Annotated in this window: 22 protein-coding genes and 1 tRNA gene; 9 read left to right on the top strand and 14 right to left on the bottom strand. The window is 70.7% G+C overall.

Annotated features, from left to right (window positions below; translation table 11 throughout):
- Positions 1 to 55: 55 nt before the first annotated feature.
- The 3 genes from ACZ60M_RS14395 to ACZ60M_RS14405 form a co-directional block, all read right to left on the bottom strand.
- Positions 56 to 1621: a dolichyl-phosphate-mannose--protein mannosyltransferase gene (locus tag ACZ60M_RS14395; protein WP_465418157.1), complete on the bottom strand. Its 1566-nt coding sequence runs from the start codon at positions 1619 to 1621 to the stop codon at positions 56 to 58.
- 58 nt (positions 1622 to 1679) lie between these two features.
- The gene (locus tag ACZ60M_RS14400; protein ID WP_465418159.1) at positions 1680 to 3821 is read right to left on the bottom strand and encodes a transglycosylase domain-containing protein; all 2142 of its coding nucleotides are present in this window, start codon (positions 3819 to 3821) and stop codon (positions 1680 to 1682) included.
- 257 nt (positions 3822 to 4078) lie between these two features.
- Complete coding sequence (locus ACZ60M_RS14405) at positions 4079 to 4798, bottom strand: hypothetical protein (RefSeq protein WP_465418161.1); 720 nt, start codon at positions 4796 to 4798, stop codon at positions 4079 to 4081.
- A 128-nt stretch (positions 4799 to 4926) separates the two neighbouring features.
- Between ACZ60M_RS14405 and metG the strand changes: the two genes are divergently transcribed.
- Positions 4927 to 6717 carry a methionine--tRNA ligase gene (metG, locus tag ACZ60M_RS14410; protein WP_465418163.1) on the top strand — a complete coding sequence of 597 codons (1791 nt, stop codon included), beginning with the start codon at positions 4927 to 4929 and terminating at the stop codon, positions 6715 to 6717.
- 46 nt (positions 6718 to 6763) lie between these two features.
- Here metG and ACZ60M_RS14415 read toward each other — a convergent pair whose 3' ends face one another.
- Positions 6764 to 7885 (bottom strand): hypothetical protein, encoded by a 1122-nt coding sequence (locus ACZ60M_RS14415; protein WP_465418164.1) that lies wholly within the window; start codon positions 7883 to 7885, stop codon positions 6764 to 6766.
- A gap of 241 nt (positions 7886 to 8126) precedes the next feature.
- On the opposite strand from ACZ60M_RS14415, the gene ACZ60M_RS14420 reads away from it, so the two are divergent.
- Positions 8127 to 8984 (top strand): TatD family hydrolase, encoded by an 858-nt coding sequence (locus ACZ60M_RS14420; protein ID WP_465418166.1) that lies wholly within the window; start codon positions 8127 to 8129, stop codon positions 8982 to 8984.
- Here the strand turns inward: ACZ60M_RS14420 and ACZ60M_RS14425 are convergent, their stop codons facing one another.
- Positions 8985 to 10646, bottom strand: a complete 1662-nt coding sequence (locus ACZ60M_RS14425) for a copper resistance CopC/CopD family protein (RefSeq protein WP_465418167.1) — start codon at positions 10644 to 10646, stop codon at positions 8985 to 8987.
- A 69-nt stretch (positions 10647 to 10715) separates the two neighbouring features.
- Between ACZ60M_RS14425 and ACZ60M_RS14430 the strand changes: the two genes are divergently transcribed.
- On the top strand, positions 10716 to 11450 hold the full coding sequence (locus ACZ60M_RS14430) for a DsbA family protein (RefSeq protein WP_465418169.1): 735 nt from the start codon (positions 10716 to 10718) through the stop codon (positions 11448 to 11450).
- Positions 11451 to 11573: 123 nt separating this feature from the next.
- On the opposite strand, the gene ACZ60M_RS14435 is transcribed toward ACZ60M_RS14430, so the two are convergent.
- The 4 genes from ACZ60M_RS14435 to ACZ60M_RS14450 are packed head-to-tail and all read right to left on the bottom strand — an operon-like array spanning position 11574 to position 14138.
- Complete coding sequence (locus ACZ60M_RS14435) at positions 11574 to 12338, bottom strand: energy-coupling factor ABC transporter ATP-binding protein (RefSeq protein WP_465418171.1); 765 nt, start codon at positions 12336 to 12338, stop codon at positions 11574 to 11576.
- On the bottom strand, positions 12338 to 13099 hold the full coding sequence (gene cbiQ / locus ACZ60M_RS14440) for a cobalt ECF transporter T component CbiQ (protein WP_465418173.1): 762 nt from the start codon (positions 13097 to 13099) through the stop codon (positions 12338 to 12340). Before cbiQ ends, ACZ60M_RS14435 begins: the two co-directional genes overlap by 1 nt.
- The gene (locus ACZ60M_RS14445) at positions 13096 to 13446 is read right to left on the bottom strand and encodes a PDGLE domain-containing protein (RefSeq protein ID WP_465418175.1); all 351 of its coding nucleotides are present in this window, start codon (positions 13444 to 13446) and stop codon (positions 13096 to 13098) included. The genes cbiQ and ACZ60M_RS14445 overlap by 4 nt, the downstream gene beginning before the upstream one ends.
- On the bottom strand, positions 13443 to 14138 hold the full coding sequence (locus ACZ60M_RS14450; protein ID WP_465418177.1) for an energy-coupling factor ABC transporter permease: 696 nt from the start codon (positions 14136 to 14138) through the stop codon (positions 13443 to 13445). The genes ACZ60M_RS14445 and ACZ60M_RS14450 overlap by 4 nt, the downstream gene beginning before the upstream one ends.
- A gap of 255 nt (positions 14139 to 14393) precedes the next feature.
- On the opposite strand from ACZ60M_RS14450, the gene bcp reads away from it, so the two are divergent.
- Positions 14394 to 14870 (top strand): thioredoxin-dependent thiol peroxidase, encoded by a 477-nt coding sequence (gene bcp, locus ACZ60M_RS14455; protein WP_465418179.1) that lies wholly within the window; start codon positions 14394 to 14396, stop codon positions 14868 to 14870.
- 54 nt (positions 14871 to 14924) lie between these two features.
- On the opposite strand, the gene ACZ60M_RS14460 is transcribed toward bcp, so the two are convergent.
- From ACZ60M_RS14460 to ACZ60M_RS14470, 3 genes are all read right to left on the bottom strand, one after another.
- Complete coding sequence (locus ACZ60M_RS14460; protein ID WP_465418181.1) at positions 14925 to 16397, bottom strand: sensor histidine kinase; 1473 nt, start codon at positions 16395 to 16397, stop codon at positions 14925 to 14927.
- Between the two features lie 10 nt (positions 16398 to 16407).
- Positions 16408 to 17118 (bottom strand): response regulator transcription factor, encoded by a 711-nt coding sequence (locus ACZ60M_RS14465; RefSeq protein ID WP_465418183.1) that lies wholly within the window; start codon positions 17116 to 17118, stop codon positions 16408 to 16410.
- A gap of 69 nt (positions 17119 to 17187) precedes the next feature.
- Positions 17188 to 17430 (bottom strand): hypothetical protein, encoded by a 243-nt coding sequence (locus ACZ60M_RS14470; protein WP_465418185.1) that lies wholly within the window; start codon positions 17428 to 17430, stop codon positions 17188 to 17190.
- Positions 17431 to 17671: 241 nt separating this feature from the next.
- On the opposite strand from ACZ60M_RS14470, the gene katG reads away from it, so the two are divergent.
- Positions 17672 to 19876, top strand: coding sequence for a catalase/peroxidase HPI (gene katG / locus ACZ60M_RS14475; protein ID WP_465418186.1), 2205 nt, complete (start codon positions 17672 to 17674; stop codon positions 19874 to 19876).
- A gap of 49 nt (positions 19877 to 19925) precedes the next feature.
- On the opposite strand, the gene ACZ60M_RS14480 is transcribed toward katG, so the two are convergent.
- Positions 19926 to 20007, bottom strand: a tRNA-Leu gene (locus ACZ60M_RS14480).
- Between the two features lie 67 nt (positions 20008 to 20074).
- Here ACZ60M_RS14480 and rph point away from each other — a divergent pair.
- Together rph and rdgB are read left to right on the top strand one after the other, a co-directional pair.
- Positions 20075 to 20803 (top strand): ribonuclease PH, encoded by a 729-nt coding sequence (gene rph / locus ACZ60M_RS14485; protein WP_465418188.1) that lies wholly within the window; start codon positions 20075 to 20077, stop codon positions 20801 to 20803.
- Entirely contained in the window at positions 20800 to 21384 is a 585-nt protein-coding gene (rdgB, locus tag ACZ60M_RS14490) for an RdgB/HAM1 family non-canonical purine NTP pyrophosphatase (protein WP_465418190.1), read from the top strand. Before rph ends, rdgB begins: the two co-directional genes overlap by 4 nt.
- 46 nt (positions 21385 to 21430) lie before the next feature.
- On the opposite strand, the gene ACZ60M_RS14495 is transcribed toward rdgB, so the two are convergent.
- Positions 21431 to 21880 (bottom strand): peroxiredoxin, encoded by a 450-nt coding sequence (locus ACZ60M_RS14495; protein WP_465418192.1) that lies wholly within the window; start codon positions 21878 to 21880, stop codon positions 21431 to 21433.
- Between the two features lie 189 nt (positions 21881 to 22069).
- Between ACZ60M_RS14495 and ACZ60M_RS14500 the strand changes: the two genes are divergently transcribed.
- On the top strand, positions 22070 to 23230 hold the full coding sequence (locus ACZ60M_RS14500) for a lytic polysaccharide monooxygenase auxiliary activity family 9 protein (protein ID WP_465418194.1): 1161 nt from the start codon (positions 22070 to 22072) through the stop codon (positions 23228 to 23230).
- Between the two features lie 176 nt (positions 23231 to 23406).
- Positions 23407 to 24246 (top strand): CHAD domain-containing protein, encoded by an 840-nt coding sequence (locus ACZ60M_RS14505; RefSeq protein ID WP_465418196.1) that lies wholly within the window; start codon positions 23407 to 23409, stop codon positions 24244 to 24246.
- The last annotated feature ends 104 nt before the right edge of the window (positions 24247 to 24350 follow it).

The raw sequence follows: 24350 nt of genomic DNA on the forward strand, positions 1-24350 counted from the left end.
AGCGGCGGGCGGGCGCTGCGAGGGTGCCGTGTGGGCCGGGTCTCGTTGGCGGTGATCAGATCCAGGAGTCGAGCCACATGCGGGCGTGCCATTCGTCGCGGGGGATGGCCTCGCCGGTGTAGATCGGCCAGAAGTAGGCGAAGCAGAGCACGACGACGGCCGTGAAGGCCCCGGCGATGAGCGCGCCGGTGAGGCGCCGCTCCGGTGAGCCGAGGGCCGGGAGCAGCAGCTCTCTTCGGCGGCGGTCGGTGCGGCCGACGATGAGGCCGAGGCACCAGGTGACCGCGCCGATGAAGAACGGGACGGCGGGGGCGGCGTAGAAGAAGAACATCGTCCGTTCGGGGTAGAAGAACCACGGGACGATGCCGGTGCCGAGCCCGGCGAGGAGGAACCAGGCGCGCCAGTCGCGCTTGTGCAGGGCCCACACCAGGAGCGCGAGGGTGGCGGGCACGAAGGTCCACCACAGCAGCGGCGTGCCGAGCAGGAGCACTTCGCCCGCGCAGTCGCTGGTGCCGCAGTCGACGTCGGAGCTCCAGTAGAAGACGACGGGCCGCAGGTCGAACAGCCACTGCCACGGCCACGACTGGTAGGCGTGCTCGGAGGAGAGGCCTTCGTGGAAGTCCAGGACGCTGAAGTGGTACTCGATCCAGTTCCGCAGCGCGCCGAGGACGGGGGGCTCGGCCTTGCCCTGGTCGGCGAGCCAGTGCCGGTACGAGCCGGTGTCGTTGAGGAACCAGCCGGTCCACGAGAGCGTGTACACGCCGATCGCGAGGAGCCCGAACCACAGGTTCTGCCCGAACTCGTAGATGAGCGTGTCGCGGAAGGGCTTGCGGGCGCCCACGTCGGCGCGCAGCCGCCAGTCCCACACGATGTACAGGACGATGACGACGATGATGTACCAGAGGGCGCTCCACTTGACGGCCATCGAGAGGCCGAGGAGCACCGCGCACGTGATCCGCCACCACGGCACGCCCAGGCGCGGGCGGCGGCGCTGCACGTCGAGGCCGTCTTCGAGGGCGGCGAGCCATTTAGCGCGGCGCCAGTCGCGGTCGCGCACGAGGCAGTACATGGCGCCGAGCAGGAGCGTCGCGATGAAGATGTCGAGCAGGGACGTGCGCGAGAGCACGAGGTGGCTGCCTTCGACGGCGAGCAGGAGGCCCGCGGTGCCGCCGAGGAGGGTCGAGCCGGTGAGGCGGCGCATGAGCCGGATGAGGATCGCGACGCCGATGATCCCGGCGAACGCGGCGGCGATGCGCCAGCCGACCTCGTCGTACCCGAACGCCCATTCCCCGGCGCCGATGAGCCACTTGCCGAACGGCGGGTGCGCGACGTACGCGGACCCGTTCGAGCCCGGGTCCCACTCGACGCCGTAGGTCAGCATCGAGTGCGCGTCCTGCGCGTAGTAGACCTCGTCGAAGATGAGGCCCTTCGGGTGGTTCAGGCCGATCAGGCGCAGCGCGGCGGCGATCCCGGTGACCACGAGGGTCACCCAGAGGCCGCGCTGGCGGTCGTCCGGAAGCGTGCTCGCGAGGCGGGCCCGGACGGCGGGGAGGGGGCCGGGGAGCGGGGTCGGCCGCCAATCGGCGGGCGGCTGCTCGGGCCGGACTGCGGTGGCGCTCACCGGGGTGAGTCTAGGGCCTGAACGCACGCCGTGGCGAGTCGCGGTCAGGCCCTAGTGCTCAGTGCACGAGTTCGGTGGGCGGCGTGAAGTCGCCTTCGCCGTTGAGTTCCCACTGGGCGGCGAGGATGTCGGCGACCGCGTTCGCGGGCTTGCCGAGGTTGCCCTTGCCGACGACGTTCTGCGGGCTGTCGGGGTCGGCGATGAACGCCGCGGCGGCCGCGTTCGGGGTGAAGCCCACGAACCAGTTGGTGGAGTTCGAGTCGGTGGTGCCGGTCTTGCCCGCGACCGGGCCGTCGACCGCGGCGCCGACCTGCGGGGCGGTGCCCCACGTGCAGTTGCCTGCGGCCGCACCGTACTCGGTCGGGCAACGGGCGGCGTCGACCGCGGCACGGGCGACCTCGACGCTGATGGCCTGGTCGCACGCGGACTCGAACGGGATGGTCGCGCCGGTCAGCGTGGTCGCGCTCGCGGCCGGGATCGGCGGGCAGTACACGCCGTCGGCCGGGAGCGTCGCGTACGCGGCGGCCATGTCCAGCGGCGTGGTCTGCGTGACGCCGAGGACGAACGGGCCGAACGTCTCCGGGCTGTTCTGCACGAAGTTCAGGTCCTCCTGGGCGCGGAACTTGATGCCGAGCCGCTCGGCCATCGCGATGGCCTTCTCGACGCCGATCCGCTCGGCCAGCTGCACGAAGTACGTGTTCACCGACTCGCCGAACCCGGTCCACATGTTGTAGGGCCCGACCTCCGACGCCGACGCGTTCTTCGGGCACCAGTAGTTCCCGCACGAGGCCGCGCCGTCGCCCACCACGTACTCCGACGTGTACTGGTACGGCGAGTAGATCGTGGTGTCCAGCGGCAGGCCCTCTTCGAGCGCCGCGAGCATCGTGAACATCTTGAACGACGAGCCCGCCTGGTACCCGGCGACGGCCGAGTTCCCGCTCAGCAGCGGGTTCGTGGTGTTCGGGTAGGAGCCCTTGTACTCGGGGTTCGAGGTGTTGTCGCCGTTGTCGGAGGTGTCGTTGGAGTAGTTGCGGTTCACGGCCATCACCTGGATGCCGCCGGTCCCCGGCTCGACCACGACCGACCCGAGCGCGTACTCCGAGCCGGTCTCCTTCTGCTCCTCGATGGCGTCCTGCGCCGCGTCCTGCAGCTGGACGTCGAGGGTCGAGACGATCTCGTAGCCGCCGCGGTAGAGGCGGGCCTTGCGGACCTCCTCGGAGTCGCCGAAGTCCTCCTGCTGGTTCCACCACTGCTCGAAGTAGTCGACGAAGAAGCCGTAGTCGGAGTCGATCGCGCCGCCGGAGGTGTTGTTCGCCTCCTGCGGGTTCAGGTTCAGGCCCTCGGCGCGGGCGGCCTCGCCGTCGGCGGCCGCGAGGAACCCGACGTCGACCATCCGGTTGATCACGTGGTCGCGGCGGACCTGGGCGGCCTCGGACGAGCCGTTGATCGGGTCGTACACCGAGGGCGACTGGATGAGCCCGACGATCATGGCCGACTCGGCGACGGTGAGGTCGGCGGGGACCTTCCCGTAGTAGACCTGCGCGGCCGCGCCGATCCCGTACGCGCCGTTGCCGAAGTACACGGTGTTGAGGTAGTTGGTGAGGATCTCCTGCTTGGTCATCTCCTCTTCGAGCGCCAGCGCGTACCCCATCTCCTGGACCTTGCGGTCGATGGTGACCTCGCTGGCGGCGGCGACCTCGTCGGGCGTGGTCGCGGTGTAGGAGAGGACCTGCCGCACGTACTGCATGGTGATCGTCGAGGCGCCCTCGGAGGTGCCGCCGTCGGCGATGTTGGTGACGAGCGCGCGCATGACGCCCTCGGGGTCGACCCCGTTGTGCTCGAAGAAGTTCGAGTCCTCGGTGGCGACGAGCGCGTTGATCACGGACTCGGGGATCTGGTCGTAGTCGAGCTGCACGCGGTACTGGTCGCCGAAGGTGGCGATGACCGTGGTCCCGTCGGAGGCGTACAGGGTCGAGGACTCGGGCGCGGGCGGGAGGACCAGCTCGTCGGGGAGGTCGAGCACCGTCTCCGAGCCGACCTTGGCGAGGCCGCCGAAGGCGCTCGTCAGGGGCAGGAAGGCCAGGCCGACGACGAGACCGAAGGCGATCGCCACCGGCACGAGCGCGAACATGGCGCGCCGCTGCACGGCGGTGATGGGTCCGAACCAGGTCTGCGCCACCGGTTTCGAAGATGCACTCACGCTGTCTCCCGAAGAGCCCCGAAGCCGGGGTAGGTCACGGTCAATTCAAATGGGCGCGGCGTAGCGCCGAGTCAGGCGGAGTTCCGGGGGCTGCTTCACTCTACGACGCCGCACCGATCGCACTGAGGGGCCTTCCGGCCCGGGTGGGCGTGATTACAGCGCCCCCGGGGTTCGCGCGCCGCCCGCCCACAGGGTGCCCGGACTGGTACCGGGGACGACGGACGCGCGGTGCGTTCTTGCCGGTTGCACCAGCACAGTCACCAGGCGAAGGCGAGGGCGGCGGCGAGGACGGCCCCGGCCGCGCCCCAGCACAGGCCGATCGCGCCCGAGCGTCCTTCGTAGAGCCGCGGCGCGCCGGAGACGGCGACGAGCGCGAACGCGGACGCCATGAACAGGACGAGCGAGGGGGCCCAGCGCAGCAGCAGCCCGGCGTTGCCGCCGACGTACGCGCTGTGGGCATCGGGGCCGGTGGTGCGGGCGGGGAGCTCGGCGCCGACGTCGGCGACGGCGACCTCGCCGGTGAGGTGGAGGTCCTTGGCCCAGCCGTTGCCCTGGAAGCGGCCGGTGCACGACGGCGCGAACCCGTCCTGGCAGGAGGTGACCTGCACGGTGCCGTACTCGTAGTGGCCCACCGAGATCCACAGGGCGGGGGCGGCGGTCCAGGCGAAGAACATGAGCAGGCACGCGCATACGAGGATGCCCAGGAGCGCGGGCGCGAACGCCTTGGGTTCGCGGCGGCGCTGCGGCTTCCCCGGTTTCGCGTACTTCTTCTCCGATTCGCCGGCGCGTTCCCAGACGGCGCGGATGGCGGCCATGCCGTCGGCCTGGGAGCCGAGGGGGCCGCGCTGGGAGACCGGCCGCGGGGCGGGTTCGGCGGTCGGGTCCCAGGCGTGCTCCACCGTCCCGTACGCGGCGGGCAGCTCGGGGACGGGCGGGTTCGCTTCCGGGGTCTCGGGGGACGCGGGAGTTCCAGACATAAGGGCTATTGCATCACCGAATCCGCGAACGGGGGCGCAATCGGGCAGGGACCGCCGTGTCGGGTGGGCGGCGTCCAGACGAGCGGACAGCGGCCGGTCCTGATATCTGGACCGATAACATGGGGCGCATGACTCATGTATTGACCGCGCTGGCCTGGCCTTACGCCAATGGTCCGCGCCACATCGGCCATGTAGCAGGATTCGGGGTCCCCGCCGACGTCTTCGCCCGCTACATGCGCATGCGCGGTCACGACGTGCTCATGGTCTCGGGGACCGACGAGCACGGCACGCCGATCCTGGTGCAGGCCGACTCGGAGGGCCTGACGGCCGCCGAGGCCGCCGCGAAGTACAACCGGATCATCGTGGAGGACCTGGACGCGCTGGGCCTCTCGTACGACCTGTTCACGCGCACGACGACCGGGAACCACTACGAGACCGTGCAGGAGCTGTTCAAGACCCTGTACGGGAACGGGTACATCCTGCAGGAGAAGACGCTCGGGGCGATCAGCCCGTCGACGGGCCGGACGCTGCCGGACCGGTACATCGAGGGCACGTGCCCGCACTGCGGGTTCGACTCGGCGCGCGGCGACCAGTGCGACAACTGCGGCCGCCAGCTCGACCCGATCGACCTGATCGACCCGAAGTCGCGGATCAACGGCGAGACCCCGAAGTTCGTGGAGGAGGACCACTTCTTCCTGGACCTCCCGGCGTTCGCGGACGCGCTGAACGCGTGGCTGGACACGCGCACGGGCTGGCGTACGAACGTCCTGCGGTTCACCAAGAACCTGCTCGACGAGATGCACCCGCGCCCGATCTCGCGCGACCTCGACTGGGGCGTGCCGATCCCGCTCGAAGGCTGGGTCGAGCGCCCGGACAAGCGTCTCTACGTCTGGTTCGACGCGGTGATCGGCTACCTGAGCGCCACGATCGAGTGGGCGCGGCGCTCGGGCGACCCGGACGCGTGGAAGCAGTGGTGGCAGGACCCGGAGGCGGTGTCCTACTACTTCATGGGCAAGGACAACATCGTCTTCCACTCCGAGATCTGGCCCGCGATGCTGCTGGGCGCCAACGGCGAGGGCGCGAAGGGCGGCGAGCCGGGCGCGCTCGGGAAGCTGAACCTGCCGACCGAGGTGGTCTCCTCGGAGTTCCTGACGATGGAGGGCAAGCAGTTCTCGTCGTCGCGGCGCGTGGTGATCTACGTGCGGGACTTCCTGGAGCGGTACTCCCCCGACGCGCTGCGCTACTACATCTGCGCGGCGGGCCCGGAGAACCAGGACTCGGACTTCACGTGGGCGGAGTTCCTGCGCCGCAACAACGACGAGCTGGTGGCGGGCTGGGGCAACCTGGTGAACCGCTCGATCGCGATGGCCGCGAAGAACTTCGGTGCGATCCCCGAGCCGGGCGAGCTCGAGGAGGTCGACCGGGAGCTGCTGGCGGCGACGAAGGCGGCGTTCGACACCGTCGGGGACTTGATCGGGCAGAACAAGGTCCGGGCCGGGATCGGCGAGGCCATGAAGGCCGTCGCGGCGGCGAACAAGTACCTCGCGGACACCGCGCCGTGGAAGATGAAGGAGGACCCGAAGCGCCAGGGCACGGTCCTCTACACGGTGCTGCAGGCGGTCTCGGACCTGAAGACGGTGATGAGCCCGTTCCTGCCGCACTCCTCGCAGAAGGTCCACGAGCTGCTCGGCGGCGAGGGCGTGTTCTCGCCGATGCCGTACATCGAGGAGGTCGAAGAGCTCGACGAGGGCGGCGCGACCGACGGCCCGTACCCGATCCTCACGGGCGACTACTCGAACGTCCCCAAGTGGGAGTCGGTGCCGCTCGTCCCGGGTACCGCCCTGGAGAAGCCGGTCCCGGTCTTCACGAAGCTCGAACCGTCCATCGTGGACGAGGAGATCGAGCGCCTGAACGCTTAAGCGCGAACGGAAGGGCCCGGCGAACGCCGGGCCCTTTTCCGTTGCCTTAGATCGCGGGGGCGACTTCGCTGCGCTCGACCCACTTCTCGTAGACGCCGCGGCGCACGGCCTCGGCGCCGGTGCGGGACAGGACGTCCGGGCTGGGGCGGGAGAGGCGGAACCGCGCCCAGTCGTCGTCGGCGTCCACGAGGGACCCGGGGACGCCCTTCCACACCACGTGGTTCGCTTCGCGCAGGACGCGGCGCACCTGGTGGACGCGGCCCTGCTCGACGCCGGGGATGTCAACGCGCCGTTCGAGGGTGAGCGGCGACCACTGCTGGCCGGAGTACGCGAACAGGTCGAGCTCGGCGCCCTGCTCGGTGTAGGCCAGGAGCCGCGCGCCCTCGGGGAGCGGCAGGTCGGTGAGGTCGGCGGTGACGTGCTCGGGCAGCAGGTGCGCGGTCGAGATCGCGAAGCCGGTGCCGAGGACGGGCATGCCGCGCCGGTCGGAGGACGGCATCGCCGTCAGGCCTTCGTACTCGGGCGAGACGGGCGCCTGGTAGTCCCACTGGTCGGCGGCGGACCAGCGCAGGGCGAACACCCACGGCTCGCTCGGTTCGGTCTCGCCGCCGAGGACGGAGCGGGCGGCGGGGGTGCGCAGGTGCGCGATGTCCCAGCGGCGGTAGCAGAACCCGCCGGGGACGGCGGCGGTCTCCATGAGGCGGGCGATCATCGCGGCGGTGACGGGCCGCTCCATGACCTCGCCGGGGGCGACGGCGGCGGAGCGGCGGACGCGGTCGAGGAGGACGCGCGCGGCCGGGTCGAGGTGCGGGGTCTGGGTGAGGCGGCGCACGTACTCGAGGTCGAGGCCGGGCGCGAGGGGCACGGTGAGGGAGCGGTCGTCGGCGACGGCGACCGGGACGCCGTCGCGCAGGACTTCACCGGCGTGGGCGAAGTGGCGGTACGGGTAGTCGCTGCCGGGGCGGGGGTTGGGGAGGAAGTCCGGGCGCGGGAGGGCGGAGAACAGCTCCCAGGCGGCGCCGTCGGCGAAGGGGAGGCCGGGGTACTTCTCGCCGCGCCATTCGACGGTGACGAGGGTCTGGTTCTGGATCGGTTCGGCCGGGACGGCGGGGCGGCGTTGCTGGAGCGCTGCGGCGCGGTTGCGGCGGGACGCGAGGTCGCGGGTCATGTGCGTCTCGATTCGTCTGGCGCGGATGCGACGGCGTGGTGCGACGGCGGTGTCGTTGAGAGGTGCTGTCGCCGGACGGTAGTGGGTTGTCCACAACCGGTTGTTCGACTGTCCGCCAACGTAAGCGCGTCGTGTCAGGCGTGGATGTCCGGAAAATGAAGAAGATGTTACGGGGGCGGCATTTCGTCGGCGACGTTACAGGTAACAAGGTTTGCCGTCGCGGACGTGGCATCGTTGTAGCGTGTACCGATCCGAACCCGCGCCGCTGCCCGAGCCGCTGCCGCATCCCGTCGCCGACAGCCACACCCACCTCGACCTCGTCGACGTCTTCGGCACTGAGGAGGAGGTCCCGGTGCCCGCGCCGGACGCGCCCGGCGTGCGGGCCCGCCTGGACGAGGCCGAGGCCGCCGGGGTCGCGCGGGTCGTGCAGGTCGGCACCGACATCGAGTCGTCCCGCTGGGCCGCGGCCCTCGCCGCATCGGACCCGCGCGTGCTCGCCGCCGCCGCGCTGCACCCGAACGACGCGCCGCGCCAGGCCGACCTCGACGCCGCGCTCGCCGAGATCGACGCGGTCGCGGCGCTGCCTCGCGTTGCGGCCCTAGGGGAGACCGGCCTCGACTACTTCCGCACGGACGAGACGGGCCGGGCCGCCCAGCAGCGCTCGTTCCGCGCGCACATCGAGATCGCGAAGGCGCGGAGCAAGGCACTTGTGATCCACGACCGGGACGCCCACGAGGACGTCCTGTCGATCCTGGACGCCGACGGCGCGCCGGACCGGGTTGTGCTGCACTGCTTCTCGGGCGATTTCGCGTTCGCGAAGGAGTGCGCGCGGCGCGGGTTCTACATGAGCTTCGCGGGGAACGTGACGTTCAAGAACGCCCAGAACCTGCGCGACGCCGCGTCCGTTGCCCCGCCCGAGCTGGTGCTCGTGGAGACCGACGCGCCGTTCATGGCCCCGATCCCCGTGCGCGGGCACCGGAACCACCCGGCGCTGACGAACTACACGGTTCGCTTCCTCGCCGAGCACCTCGACCGCGACCTCGAAGCGTGGTGCGAGCGCCTGTGGGCGAACACCGAGGCCGCGTTCGGCGCCTGGTAGCTAGGAGACATCGACCGCGGCTTCGGCGGTCGCGGAGTTCCCTTCGGCGTCGGTGAGGGTGAACGTGAAGACCCAGCGGCCCTCGTCGGGCAGGCTCACCTCGCCCGCGAGGATGCCGGTGCGCAGCTCGATGAGGCGCATCTCTTCGGCCGCTTCGCCTTCGAGCCCGTAGGTCGCGGTCCACTCCGTGACGGGGAACGGCGCGCCTTCGAGGTCGTCGGCGAGGATGCGCACGCTGTTGGGGCCGGGGCGGCCCGGTTCCAGGACGAGCTGCGCGGAGTACACGTCGGTGGTGACGAGCGTGGCCGTCTCAGTCGACTCGGACTCAGCGGTCTCGGTCTCCAGCAGCGCGGTCTTCGCCGGCACGGCCTGCACGAGCACCGCCACGGCCGCCATGACGACGGCGAGGAACAGCGTCTCGACCCCGGCCGCGACCCGCAGCCGCCGCCGACCCGAGCTGCCGCGCAGCAGCGCGCGCCGCGTGAACAGGCCCGCGATCACGATGACCACGAACAGCGCGGCCTTCAAGATCACCAAGCGGCCGTAGGTCGTCTCCGTGAGCGCCTCGATCGAGTCGATGTGGAGCAGCGCCGAGGCGAGCCCGGCGACGAGCACGTTCGCGCACAGCCAGGGCACCAGGGCGAGCCAGGTCTCGCTGGTCTTCTCGGGCAGCTCGGTGTCCCCCCGGAACGCCAGGATCAGCAGTGTGAGCACGCCGCCCGCCCACGCCATCGAGGCGGCCAGGTGCACCATGTCGGCGATGAACGCGACGACCACCGGCTCGGTCGCCATGGGGTGGCCCGCGAGCGGCCACGTCGCGGCGAGTGCGAGCCCGACCCCGGCGAGCCCGGCGACGAGCAGCGGCTTCGGTTCCTCTTCGCTCGTAACGACCGTGCGCATGAGCGGCAAAGCGAGCAGCACGAGCAGGAGCCGCAGCAGCCCGGCCAGGCCGATGTTCGACTCCATCACCGACTGCAGCCCGACCGCGTCGAGGTCGGTGACGGTCGTCCCGGTCTCGTAGGCGGCCTGGAGCGGCAGCCCGAGCACCGCGGTCATGGCGACGACCGCGAGCCCGGTGGCGACCATCTTCGCGGTGACCTCGCGCGGGCGCGCCCCGAGGGCGAGGAAGACCCCGGCGCCGAGGGCCAGCGCGAGCCCGGCGTACCCGAACCAGCGGTTGCCGTACAGCAGTGCCTGCACGAACGGGTCGGTCCCGGCGGTCAGCGCGGTGGCGCTCGGCGCCTCGGATTCCACCCCGACGGAGTACGTGAACGTGCCGGAGACGGGGTGGCCGTCGTGGGAGACGACCCGGTACCCGACGAGATAGGTGCCTTCCTGATCCGCGTCGACGGCGATGTGGAGAACGGTCTGCTCGTCGTTCTGCGTCACTCCGGTGTCGGCTCGGTCACCATCGGGAGCCACCACGCCGGTGGCCGCGTCTACGGGGGTGACTGGTTCGTTGAACTCGACGACGACTTCGCTCGGTGGCGCGTCCAGGAGCGTCCCGGAGGCGGGCTCGGTCTTGGTGGCCGTGGCGTGCGCCCAGGCCCCCGAGGCCCAGAGCGCGCCGAACAGCACGCTGGCGGAGGCCGCTGCGAGCGACGACCAGGCGAAGCGGGTCGCTGGTGCGGCGGGGCGACGGTCGTTGGATCGGGATCGCATCGCCGCTGAGCGTACTCGAATCCGCTTCGTGAATCGAGTGTTGGACCGGAGAAAGGCTGAGCAGGGCACATGGGGAAGTCGAACCGGAATACCGACCGCCGCCAGGCCGCCGAGGCGCTGCGCAAGCAGCAGGCCGCGGAGGCGCGGCGCCGGAAGATCGTGTTCGGGGTGGCGATCGGCGCCGCCGTGCTGCTCATCGGAGGGCTCCTCGTATGGGGCATCTGGCTGAACAGCGAACCCGAGTACGGGGTCACCGAGCCTTCGGCGCGGACCACGGACACGTACGGGGTCCAGGTCGGCGACGGCCCGGTCGAGGTCGACCTCTTCATCGACTACATGTGCCCGGCGTGCAACCAGTTCGAGCAGGCGTACGCGACGCAGATCCAAGGGTGGATCGACGACGGCTCGGTGACGGTGAACTACCACCCGATCACGATCCTCGACCGGCTCAGCAACGGCACCGAGTACTCCAGCCGGGCCGCGAACGCGGCGGTGTGCGCGGCCGACGTCGGCGAGCAGCAGTTCCTCGACTACACGCTGGCGCTGTTCGGGAACCAGCCCGCCGAGAACACCAACGGCCTCACTGAAGAAGAGCTGATCGCGATCGGCACCGACATGGGCCTCGACTCCGACTGGGAGTCCTGCGCAGAGGACGACACGTACCGCGGCTGGGTCGCCGAGGGCAACACCAGCGCGACCGCGGACCAGGGCATCACCGCGACGCCGACCGCGAAGGTCAACGGCGAAGTGGTCGAGAACTCGGCGTTCGCCGAGTCGGTGCAGTCCGCGATCGACGCGGGCTAGCGAGAAACTTTCAAGGGGCGCGACCGCGAAGGCGGCCGCGCCCCTTCGGCGTTGACGGGGAAGTGTGCCCGGGGAAGGCCGCCCTGCGGTTCCGAACGGGGGCAAGGAACCGCAGGGCGGGGTCTACGCCCGCATCGCCGCCAGCGCCGTCTCCAGGGAGAAGCCGAAGGGCAGTTCGAGCCGGTGCCGGTGCAGGAGTGCAGTGTCGGCGAGCAGGTCGGCGGTGGGGCCGTCGGCGGCGACGCGGCCCGCGTCGAGGATCACGGCCCGCTCGCACAGCTGCAGCGCGTACGGCAGGTCATGCGTGACGAGCAGCAGAGTCGGCGCGGTCGCCTGCAGGATCGTCGCAAGGTCGCGGCGCGCGGCCGGGTCGAGGTTCGCGCTCGGCTCGTCGCACACCACGATGTCCGGGCGCATCGCGAGCACCCCCGCGAGGGCGGCACGGCGCTGCTGGCCGACCGAGAGGTGGTGCGGCGGCCGGTCGGCGAGGTCGCTGAGCCCCACGTCCGCAAGGGCCGCTTCGACGCGCGCGGCGAGCTCGGGCCCGCGCAGGCCGAGGTTCGCGGGGCCGAACCCGACGTCGTCGGCGACCGTGGGCATGAACAGCTGGTCGTCGGGGCTCTGGAAGACGATGCCGACACGGCGGCGGATCTCGGCGAGCGTCTTCTTCTCTACCTTCGCATCCCCCACCGACACTTCCCCCGCGGTCGCGGTGAGGAGCCCGGCGAGGTGGAGCATGAGCGTGGTCTTCCCGGCCCCGTTGGGCCCGAGGATCGCGACGCGTTCCCCTTCGCGCACTTCGAGGTCGACACCGTCGAGGGCGCGGTGCCCGTCCGGGTAGACGTGCTCCAGGCCCTTGATCGTCAACGCGGCTGCGCTCTCCGACATCAGGCGAACACCGCCGTCCAGGTCGCGATCCCCGCCGCCAGCGCGGGCGCCAGCAGCGCGGCGGACCACTGGAGGACGCTGGCGGGCGCGGGGCCGACGTCGAGCGGGAGCCGCCCGGTGTAGCCGCGGGCGGCCATGGCCTGCCAGACGCGTTCGCCGCGTTCGAAGGAGCGGATGAAGACGACGCCGAGGCTGCGGGCGAGCGCGTTGGCCTGCCACAGGAAGCGCGGGTCGTCGCAGCGGGCGAGCCGGGCCAGGCGCATCTGCGTTACCTCGGCGACGGTCAAGTGCGCGTAGCGGATCGCGAACGCGGTGATCTGGAGGAGGATCTCGGGGCAGCGCAGCCGGGAGAGCCCGGCGAGGACTCCGGCGACGGGCGTGGTGGCCGAGAGCAGCAGTGCGGCCCACACGCCGAGGGTCGCTTTCGCGAGGAGGTTCCATCCGGCCCACAGTCCCGTCTCGGAGACCGTGAGGAATCCCAGGTGGACCGCCGGTCCTTCGACCATGAACGGGAACGCCAAGGCCAGCACCAGGAACGGCGATTCGACGAGGCTGCGCGAGAGCACCCAGGTGAGGGGGACGCGGGCGAGCGCGAACAGGCCCGCGAGGAGCAGCGCGTAGGTCCCGAAGGCCCACAGGGCTTCTCGCGGGGTGGCCGCGACGGCGCAGGTGAAGGCGACGAGCGCGACGATCTTCACCTGCGGCCGCAGCCGGTGGACCGGTGAGTCCCCCGGCCGGTAGAGCCCGTCGACCGGGCTCACGCTTCGACGTCGTTCCTGCGAGCGGTCTTGCCGCGCGAGAGGAGCCAGAAGAACCCGGTCGCGATCCCCAGCGTGAGCACGACGCCGAGAATCCCGGCGAGGGAGGCGCCGAGGATCTCGTTGTCGAGGAAGGACATCCCGTAGTCGGCGAAGACGCCGCCGATCTCGTGGTCGCCCGCGGCCTGGAGGACGCAAGCGCCGCCCGTGATCTCTCCGTCCGCGGTCTCGCAGCCGGTGAGGAGCACCGATTCGAGCCCGTCAGGAGCAGCAGAGGCAAAAAGGGACACGAACCCGGCGAGGATGAGCGTCACGACAATGCTGGCGGTCCAGAAGCGCTTGTTCTTCACACCGACTCCTTCGCGGTCCGGGCGAGGCGGGTGCCGCGCAGGGCGTACACCAGGTCGGGGCGGGCGACGGCGACCGCGGTGACGGCTCCGGCGGTGATGACACCCTCGCCGATGCCGATGAGGACGTGGGTGCCGAGGATCGCGGCGGCCATGGCCCCGAAGGACTGGCCGACTTCCTCGCCGCCGAGCCAGAACTGGAGGAGGAACCCGGCGGAGGCGGCGGCGACGCTGACGACGGCGGCGGCGAAGACCGCGGCGCCGAGGCCCCAGCGGGTGCGCGGGAGGACCTTGAGCGCCAGGACGATCACGCCGTAGCCGGTGAACGCGGCGATGAGTGCCATGTTGACGACGTTGAGCCCCAGGGCGGTGACGGCGCCGTCGGCGAACAGGAGGGCCTGGATGGTGATGACGACGGTGACGCAGAGCGCGCCGAGCCAGGGGCCGAGGAGCGCGGCGGCGAGGGCACCGCCGAGGAGGTGCCCCGAGACGCCTGCGGCGACGGGGAAGTTGAGCATCTGCGCGGCGAAGATGAACGCGGTGGCGAGCCCGGCGAGCGGCACGAGGCGTTCGTCGAGGTGCTTGCGGGCCATGAGGATGCAGGCACCGACGGCGATGGCGGCGAGGAGGGCGAACGCGAGGGAGGTCGGTCCGTCGACGACGTCGACGGGGATGTGCAGCGCCAGGTCTGACACGGGCAGGTGCCGCCTTTCGACTGGTTGTGGGGGCCTGGGGCGGGCCGGGGGCGGGTGTGGCGGTCGCCTTGCCGGATGCAAGGCGCCCACGCGCGGAATCAACAGCCCGCTGTCAGGCTATTGCAATTATTTTGCAATAGCGTCTTCGCTGCCGTCAAGCGGGACCGGGAAGTGTCGGGTAGCCAACCCTGCGGACAGCGACCCTCAAGCGTGCTCCCAGGGGATTGTCAGGGACGACCGGTAGGGTTGCGACCTGTGAACGTACGACTTCAGACTGGTGAGACGGCACCTGATTTCACGCTGACCACCGACACCGGCGACACGGTGACCCTGTCGAGCCTCCAGGGCCGCAAGGTGATCCTGTTCGCCTATCCGAAGGCCATGACGCCCGGATGCACCAAGGAGGCCTGCGACTTCCGCGACAGCCTCACCGGCCTCCAGACCGCGGGCTACGCGGTCCTGGGGATCTCCCCCGACGAGCCGGAGGCCCTGGCCAAGTTCGTCGAGCGCGACGGCCTGACCTTCCCGCTCCTGTCCGACCCCGAGCACAAGGTGCTCGAGGAGTACGGCGCGTGGGGCGAGAAGAAGAACTACGGCCGCACGGTCCTCGGCGTCATCCGCTCCACGTTCGTCGTCGACGAGCAGGGCGATGTCGAGCTCGCGCAGTACAACGTGAAGGCCACCGGCCACGTCGCGCGCCTGAAGAAGCAGCTCGGCCTCGCGGTCGACTAGGGCACCGTCGACTAAGGCACTGTCGACTAGGGCCCCGTCGACTGGCGTCCCGGGTCAGGATCTCGGCAGGACCACCCGGAACGTCGCCCCGCCGCCGGGCGTCTCGCTCAGGCGCACGCAGCCGCCGTGCCCGGCCACGATGGCCGCGACGATCGACAGTCCCAGCCCCGAGCCGCCTTCGGCGCCGCGGGCGCGGCCCTGGTCGACCCGGTACAGCCGCTCGAAGACGCCTTCGGCGTGCTCGGGCGCGACCCCGGGGCCGGTGTCGGCGACTTCGACGACCGCGGCGGGCAGCGCCGGGGTCTCCCCGACCTGCGCGAGGCACCGCGGCCCGGCGCTGGAGCTCCAGCCGAGGCGCACGGTGATGCGCGCGTCGGGCGGGGTGTGCCGCAGTGCGTTCGCCACGAGGTTCGTGAGCACTTGACGCAGCCGCGGCTCGTCACCGGTGATGTCCACGGCGTCGAGGAGGTCTTCGTCGGTGCCGTGCAGTGATTCGAGGGCGATGAACCGCCCCGGTTCGCGGAGGTGGGCGTCCCCGACGACGTCGGCGGCGACGCCGAGGAGGTCGACGGGCCCGCGGCTGAGCGGCCGCTGCCGGTCCAAAGCGGCGAGGAGCATGAGGTCGTCGAGCAGGAGGCCCATGCGTTTCGACTCGGCTTCGATGCGGCCGATGGTCTCGTCCATGACGGGCCCGGGCGGGACGCCGCCGCGCCGGTACAGCTGTGCGAACCCTTTGATCGAGGTCAGCGGCGTGCGCAGTTCGTGCGAGGCGTCGGCGAGGAACTGCCGCAGGCGCGCTTCGGAAGCGGCGCTCGCGTCCAGTGCCGCCTGGATGCGGGCGAGCATGGTGTTGAGGGCCGAGCCGAGCCGCCCGGTCTCGGTGTGCGGGTCGGTGTCGGTGACGCGCGCGTCGAGGCGGCCTTCGGCGATCGCGTCGGCGGTGGCCTGCATCTTGTCGAGCGGGCGCAGTCCGAGGCGCGCGACCCAGAACGCGGACACGGCGAGCAGCAGGAGGATCGCGAGGGTGACGCCGCCGCCGATGAGCAGCAGCGACTCGGTGGCGGCGCCGACGTACTCCGAGGACAGGGCGTACACGATGTACCCGCCGGTGTCCTCGGCCGGTTCGACGAGCACCCGCCACGTGTTCCCGTCGGCGTCCTCGACGGTGTAGGGCTCGCCGGTGCTCGCGGCGAGGTCGCCGAGGCCCAAGAGCTCGGCGGAGTCCTCGTCGCCGAAGGCGTGCACGAGGTTCCCGTCGGTGTCGTACGTGTAGACGCGCGGCGTGTCGGGGAAGCCCGGCTGCGGCCCGAGCGGTTTGAACTCCTCGTCGGGGTTCACCGGCGGCTCTTCGCGCACCATCTTGGTGGCGGACTCCAGCTGCGAGTCGATCCGGTCGGTGAGGACGTTCTGCAGGAGGACCGTCGCGGCCAGGACGGCGGCAGCGAGCGCGAGCGCGCACAGCGTCACGATCGTGAACGCCATTCTGGAACGGACGGTCCAGTGCCGCCAGCGCCTGGGTGGTTTCACGGCACGAGCCTCACTTCGGCGACCTGGGTTCTCGGAGCGCGTACCCGAAGCCGCGGACGGTCTGGATGAGCGCGGGCTCGACGTGGTCGATCTTCTTGCGGAGGTAGTAGACGTAGGACTCGACGATGCGGCCGTTGCCGCCGAAGTCGTAGTTCCAGACGCGGTCGAGGATCTGGGACTTGCTGACGACTTTCCCGGCGTTGAGCATGAGGTAGCGCAGGAGTTTGAACTCGGTGGGCGAGAGCTCGACGGTCTGCCCGGCGCGGCGGACCTCGTGGACGGTCTCGTCGAGTTCGAGGTCGGCGTAGCGCAGGACGCGGTCCTCGGGCGGGGCGGGGGTCTTGGCGCGGCGCAGGATCGCCTGCACCCGCAGCACCACTTCCTCGAGGTCGAAGGGTTTGGTCACGTAGTCGTCGCCGCCGACGGTGAGGCCGGTGACGCGGTCGCGGACGGCGTCGCGGGCGGTGAGGAAGAGGACGGGCAGGTCCCGTCCGGCCCTGAGCCGCTTGGCGACTTCGAAGCCGTCCATGTCGGGGAGCATGACGTCGAGGATGACGAGGTCGGGTTCGAAGCGGGCGTCGGCGCGGAGCGCTTCGGCGGCGTCGCGGGCGACCTCGACCTCGAAGCCGGTGAGGCGGAGGGTGGCGGACAGGAGCGCGCCGATGTTCTCCTCGTCGTCGACGACGAGGACGCGGTCTTTGTGCTCGGGCGCTTCGCTCACCTGGACTCCTTCTGACTGGCGTGCCACGTATTCGTACCCGGGCGGCCCGCAGCGTCGCTGGGAGTCAGCTCAAAGAACGGTAAGAGTCCCGGTCGCGCGGGCCCGCGGGCGGCGGGGCCCGGCGGCCTCGTCGATCTCCAGGAGCCGCTGGACGGTCTCGGCGGTGCCGGTGCGCAGCACGTGCTCGCGCAGGCGGCGGTACCGGTCGAGGAGGGCGGCCTGCTCCTCCTGGGGCAGCAGCGCCGACCGCTGCACGGCGAGGGCGAGGGCGGCGATCCTGGCGATGTCGGCGGCACCGGTGTCAGCAGTCATGGCATCACGGTCCATGTTGCAGACGTCGCGGAGGCGAACCGCGGGTGAACCGGAGCGGACGCCCCGACAACGATCGATGTCCGGTTTGCCCCCGATCGGGTTGCTCGCGTCGCGCCGCGGAACGGGTCGCGGCGCTGCGGCGATTTCAGGCATAAACGGCGGCCGTGGTGGTAAGCACTGTTGGGGGGCGTCCTCAACACGGAACCCGGGCTCCCTGAAGCGACCATGCGGAAGGATTCCCATGTCTGCCAAGCAAGAGAACGACAGCGGCGGCTGTCCGGTGCGGCACGACCGCGCGCTGCTCCCCGTCCAGGGGGGCGGCAACCGGGGCTGGTGGCCGGACCGGCTCAACCTCAAGCTGCTCGCCAAGGACCCGGCCTCCGGCAGCCCCTTCGGCGCGGGGTTCGACTACGCGGCGGCGTTCGAGTCCCTCGACCTCCCGGCGGTCAAGCGCGACATCGAGGCGGTCATGACCGACTCGAAGGACTGGTGGCCGGCGGACTTCGGGCACTACGGCCCGCTGTTCATCCGCATGGCCTGGCACAGCGCCGGGACGTACCGCATCAGCGACGGGCGCGGCGGGGCCGGCTCGGGCCAGCAGCGGTTCGCGCCGCTCAGCTCCTGGCCGGACAACGTCAGCCTCGACAAGGCCCGGCGACTGCTGTGGCCGGTCAAGCAGAAGTACGGCCGCAAGCTCTCCTGGGCGGACCTGATGGTCCTCACCGGGAACGTCGCCCTGGAGTCGATGGGCCTGCGCACGTTCGGGTTCGGCGGCGGCCGCGAGGACGCGTGGGAGTCCGACGAGGACGTCTACTGGGGTCCCGAGACCGACTGGCTCGACGACCAGCGGTACGGCGCGGGCCGGCAGCTGGAGGACACGTTCGCGGCGGTCCAGATGGGGCTCATCTACGTGAACCCGCAGGGCCCCAACGGGAACCCCGACCCGGTGGAGGCCGCGCACGACATCCGCACGACGTTCAAGCGGATGGCGATGAACGACGAGGAGACCGTCGCGCTCATCGTCGGCGGCCACACGTTCGGCAAAACCCACGGCGCCGCCCCCGAGTCGAACCTGGGCCGCGAACCGGAGGCCGCGCCGCTCGAAGCGCAGGGCCTGGGCTGGGCGAACGCGCACGGCACCGGCGCGGGGAACGACGCGATCACCAGCGGCCTCGAGGGGATCTGGACGAACACCCCCATCCAGTGGGACAACAGCTTCCTGGAGATCCTCTTCGGCTACGAGTGGGAGGTGTTCGACAGCCCGGCCGGGGCGCACCAGTGGCGGCCCAAGGGCGGCGCGGGCGAGGGCACCGTCCCCGACGCGCACGACCCGTCCAAACGCCACGCGCCGACGATGCTCACCACGGACCTCTCGCTGCGGTTCGACCCGGTGTACGAGGCGATCGCGCGGCGGTTCCTCGCGAACCCCGACGAGCTCGCGGACAAGTTCGCGCGCGCCTGGTTCAAACTCACGCACCGCGACATGGGCCCGGTCGTCCGCTATAAGGGCCCGGAGGTCCCGTCCGAGGCGCTCATCTGGCAGGACCCGCTCCCGGCCGCCGACTACGAGCCCGTAGATGAATCCGACATCGCCGACCTCAAGGACCGCGTCCTCGAATCGGGCCCGACCGGCCGCCAGCTCATCGCCGCCGCCTGGGCCGCGGCCTCCTCGTACCGCGGCAGCGACAAACGCGGCGGCGCCAACGGCGGCCGCATCCGCCTCGAACCGCAGAAGGACTGGGAAGTCAACGAACCCGAGTCCCTCGCGGCCGTGCTCCGCGCCCTCGAAGGCGTCCAGGAGGCGTTCAACGCCCGCTCCGGCGGCAAACGCGTCTCCCTCGCCGACCTCGTCGTCCTGGCCGGGTCGGCCGCGATCGAACGCGCCGCCGAAACCGCCGGGCACCACATCGAGGTCCCGTTCACGCCCGGCCGCGTCGACGCCTCGCAGGACCAGACCGACACCGAATCGTTCGCGCCGCTCGAACCGGCCGCCGACGGCTTCCGCAACTACCTCGGCAAAGAGCACCCGCTCCCCGCCGAATACCTGCTCGTCGACCGCGCGAACCTCCTGGGCCTCACCGTCCCGGAGATGACCGTCCTCGTCGGGGGCCTCCGCGTCCTCGGCGCCAACCACGAGGACTCCCCCGTCGGCGTCCTCACCGACCGGCCCGGCGCACTCACCAACGACTACTACCGCAACCTGCTCTCACCCGACATCGAATGGACGCCGGCCTCCGACGACTCGCAGACCTACCAGGCCCGCGACCGCGCCACCGGCGCCGCCAGATGGACGGGCTCCCGCGTCGACCTCGTCTTCGGCTCCAACTCAGAACTCCGCGCCGTCGCCGAGGCCTACGCCGCCGACGACGCCGAATCCCACTTCATCCGCGACTTCAACCGAGCCTGGACCAAAGTCATGAACCTCGACCGCTACGACCTCCGCTAACCGAGAAAAGGCCCCCGGCAGAAAACCGGGGGCCTTTCTCTATGGCCGGTGCGCGAGGGGGGACTTGAACCCCCACGTCCGTAGACACAGGAACCTAAATCCTGCGCGTCTGCCAGTTCCGCCACTCGCGCGAGGTGGTCTGGTACAGGGCAGCAACTAGTGTTTCACACGCATCGGGGGTCCCGTAGTCTGGTGGGGATGACTCGACCTGACAAGCGCGCCGCCGACGAGCTGCGCCCCGTGAAGTTCACCCGATCCTGGACCGACCACCCCGAGGGTTCGGTGCTCGTTGAATTCGGCCGCACCCGGGTGCTCTGCACCGCGACGGTGACGCCGGGCGTGCCGCGCTGGCGGCGCGGGTCCGGCGAGGGCTGGGTGACCGCCGAGTACTCGATGCTCCCGCGCTCCACACACTCGCGCAGCGACCGGGAGTCGATCCGCGGCAAGATCGGCGGCCGCACGCACGAGATCTCGCGCCTCATCGGCCGGTCCCTGCGCGCCTGCATCGACTTCAAAGCCCTCGGCGAGAACACGATCACCCTCGACTGCGATGTGCTGCAGGCCGACGGCGGCACCCGCACGGCCTCGATCACCGGCGCCTACGTCGCGCTGCACGACGCCGTGGACTGGCTCAAGGAGCAGAAGATCGCGCGCAAGCCCGACAAGATCCTGACCACCTCGGTCGCCGCTATCAGCGTCGGCGTCGTCAACGGCGTCCCGGTCCTGGACCTCCCCTACGAGGAGGACGTGGCCGCGTCGGTCGACATGAACGTGGTCTGCACCGGCGAAGGCGACTTCGTCGAGGTCCAGGGCACCGGCGAGGAGGCGGTGTTCAACCGCGCCGAGCTCGACCAGCTGCTCGACCTGGCCCTCAAGGGCTGCAAGGAACTCGCCGGCCTCCAGGCCCGGACCCTCCTCGCCCCGTGAGGGTCCTCCTCGCCACCCGCAACGCCGGGAAGATCGACGAGCTGCGGCAGATCCTCGCCGACGCCGCGCCCGACATCGAACTCGTCGGCCTCGACGCGGTCGCCGACTACCCGGAGACCCCCGAGACCGAGCTGACGTTCGCCGGGAACGCCCTGCTGAAGGCCCGCGACGGCGTGAAGCACACCGGGCTCGCGACGATCGCCGACGACTCCGGCCTCGCCGTCGACGCCCTGAACGGGATGCCCGGAGTGCTCTCGGCCCGCTGGGCCGGCAGCACCAAGGACGACGCCGCGAACAACGAGCTGCTGCTCGACCAGCTCGCCGACGTCGCCAGCGAATGGCGCGGCGCGAAGTTCGTGTGTGCCGCCGCGATCGTCTGGCCCGACGGCCGCGAACTCGTCGTCCACGGCGAGATGCACGGCACCGTCGGACGCGAACCGAAGGGCGCCAACGGGTTCGGCTACGACCCGCTGTTCACCCCCGAAGGGTTCGACCGCACCAGCGCCGAGCTCACGGCCGAAGAGAAGAACGCGATCTCCCACCGGGGCAAGGCGTTCCGGGAACTCGCGACCAAGATCTAGCGACGAGGCGGCCCAAGGGCCGCCTCGCTGCTTCTACAGGCCAGCGCTATCCGGCCTTCAGCAGCTCCAGGGCCTTGTCGGCGTGCGCGTTCATGTTGACCTCGCTCTTGAACGCCCCCAGGACCTTCCGGTCGGCGCCGATGACGAAGGTCTTGCGCTTGGCCCCGAGCATGCCGAGCTTGCGGCGCGCGCCGAAGGCCTCGGCGATCTTCCCGTCGGGGTCGGACAGCAGCGGGTACCCGAAGGAGTGCTTCGCGGCGAAGGCCGCCTGGCGGTCGACGGTGTCGTTCGAGATGCCGACGGGGGTAGCGCCGACGGCCTGGAAGTCGGCGGCGAGGTCGCGGAAGTGGCAGGCCTCGGCGGTGCAGCCGGCCGTCATCGCCTGCGGGTAGAAGAAGAGCACGACCGGGCCGGACTCGAGGAGTTCGTCGAGGCTGCGGGCCGTTCCGGTCTCGTCGTCGAGGGTGAATGCGGGTGCGGTGTCTCCGGTGTCCATGAAGCCGAGTGTATCCGCGGATTCCTGGAATCGACCGTTCGCGGCCGGGCCGCCCGAACCCGTTGCGTTCCGCCAATAGATATAGATACACTCGAATATCACGATTTTGTCAGCAGCAGTCCACGAGATCGCGCTGGCTCCTCAAGGGCCAGGTTGGGAGCGCTCCATGTCCTACAGAGGAGTCATTCCATGTCCACCACCGCCACGGCGGCGCTGGGCGGCAGACGCCGCCGCATCGCCGCCGTCATGTCGATGGTCCTGGCCGCCGTAGCGGCCCTGGCCATCACGGGGCTGTTCAGCAGGGACGAGGCCGAGGCCCACGGCGCGACGGTCTTCCCCGGCTCGCGCCAGTACTTCTGCTATTTCGACGCCCTCAATGCGAACGGCTCGCTCGACCCGTACAACGAGGCCTGCCAGGCCGCGTTCGACCAGGGCGGCGCGACGCCGTTCTACAACTGGTTCGGGAACCTCGACTCCAACGGCGCGGGCCAGACCGTCGGGTACATCCCCGACGGCCAGATCTGCAACGGCGGCGGCAAGGGCCCGTACGACTTCACGGCGTTCAACGACCCGGGCAACTGGCCGCGCACGCACGTGACCGCGGGCGCGACGGTCGAGTGGCGCTACAACAACTGGGCGCACCACCCCGGCCGCTTCGACCTGTACATCACCAAGGACGGGTGGGACCCGAGCCAGCCGCTCGCGTGGGACGACCTGGAGAAGTTCCAGACGATCTCGAACCCGCCGGCGACCGGCGGGGCCGGGACCGAGGAGCACTACTACTACGCGAACATGACGCTCCCGCAGAAGGACGGCTACCACATCGTCTTCACGCACTGGGTGCGCTCGGACTCGAACGAGAACTTCTACGCGTGCTCCGACATCGAGTTCGACGGCGGCAACGGCGAGATCACCGGCATCCGCCCCGGCGCGGAGCTGCCGGGCAACGACGGCGGCGTCGTCAACCCGCCCACCGGGACCCCGACCTCCACGCCCACCTCGACGCCGACGTCGACCCCGACTTCGACGCCGACCGGGAACCCGACGGGGACCTGCACCGCGACGGCGGAGGTCTACTCGTGGTCGGGCGGAGCGACGGTGAACGTCACCGTGAAGAACACGGGCACTTCGACACTCGGGAACTGGATGGTCCACTGGCTGTGGGCCGCGGGTTCGGGGGTGGCCGTCAGGGATTCGTGGAACACGACGATCACCACGATGGGCGACATGCAGATGGCCGGTCCGGCCGGGTGGAACGCGACCATCGCGTCGGGACAGACGGCGAGCTTCGGCTTCAACGTCACGGGCAACCTGACGACGATGCCCGCGATGGACTGCATGCCCGCGTGACAAGGCGGTGATTCGCGAAGGTGACGCCTGCCAGGCCGGAACCTGAACGATCGTCGAAATATCGCCGCTTCGACTCCTCCCCCCGGAGGCCTCCTGGAATACTTGAGCCAGCAGGTCTTCCGGGGGGAGGAGCCATGTCAGCATCCGCAGCGCCGGCGCAAGCCGGGCCTCACACCATGACAGCGTCCACACGGGCCGGCGTCGTCGTCCAGACCTATATCTCCGACCACGTCGACGCGCTCAACCGCGCCATAGCGGCCTTCGAGCGGCAGGCGCCCGGCTCCGCCGGGACCGTCCGGGTCACGATCCACCGGCTGCGCACCGTCATCCGCGGCTACGCGCACCTGTTCACGCAGACGCCGCCGCGCAGCCAGGAGCTCGACCATCTCCTTACGGCGCTCAAGCACACCGAGGACCTGGAGCGGCTCCGCGTCCACTTCTCGGACCGCTTCGACCAGCTCGGCCTCGTGGCCCCGGAGTACCCGAAATGGTATGCGGCCCTTGAGAACGAGATGCGGTCCTCCTATATGCAGGCGGAGGGCGTCGCCTCGCAGACGTGGGTCGCGGTCCTGCTCAGCCAGGTGCGCCTGTTCACCGAGCACGCCCGGATGACCAAGGACGGCGACAAGCCGGCGTCCTCGCTCATGGGCGTCCTCTCGCAGGCGAAGAACCACCTGCTCGACACGTACGGGAAGCTCAGCTACGCCACCGACCTCGCGCTCGCGCGGGACGAGACGCGCGTCGCGGCCCGGGAGGCGCACTTCCTCGCCGAAGCCGCGGTGCCCGCGCTCGGGCAGGCCGCCGAGGACATCGTCACGCCCGTCGCGGATCTGGAGCACCTGCTCAACCAGTACCGGCAGGCGGTGATCGCCCGCAACTGGCTCGTGCGCCTGCCGGGCGCCGACCGGGCCGACCGCCTCACGGCGAGCCTCGCCGACCTCGAGAAGCAGCACCTGCACCAGCTGGGCGAGGAGATCGACCGGGCCGCGCTGGACATGACCGAACGCTGGAAATAGCAAGGAGCAACAGCGGGGGGGGGGGGGGGGGGGGGGGGGGGGGGGGGGGGGGGGGGGGGGGCGGCTTGCGGGGGGGAAGGGGGGGGGGGGGGAGGGGGGGGGGA

This window comes from Glycomyces sp. NPDC050141, from assembly GCF_055586545.1.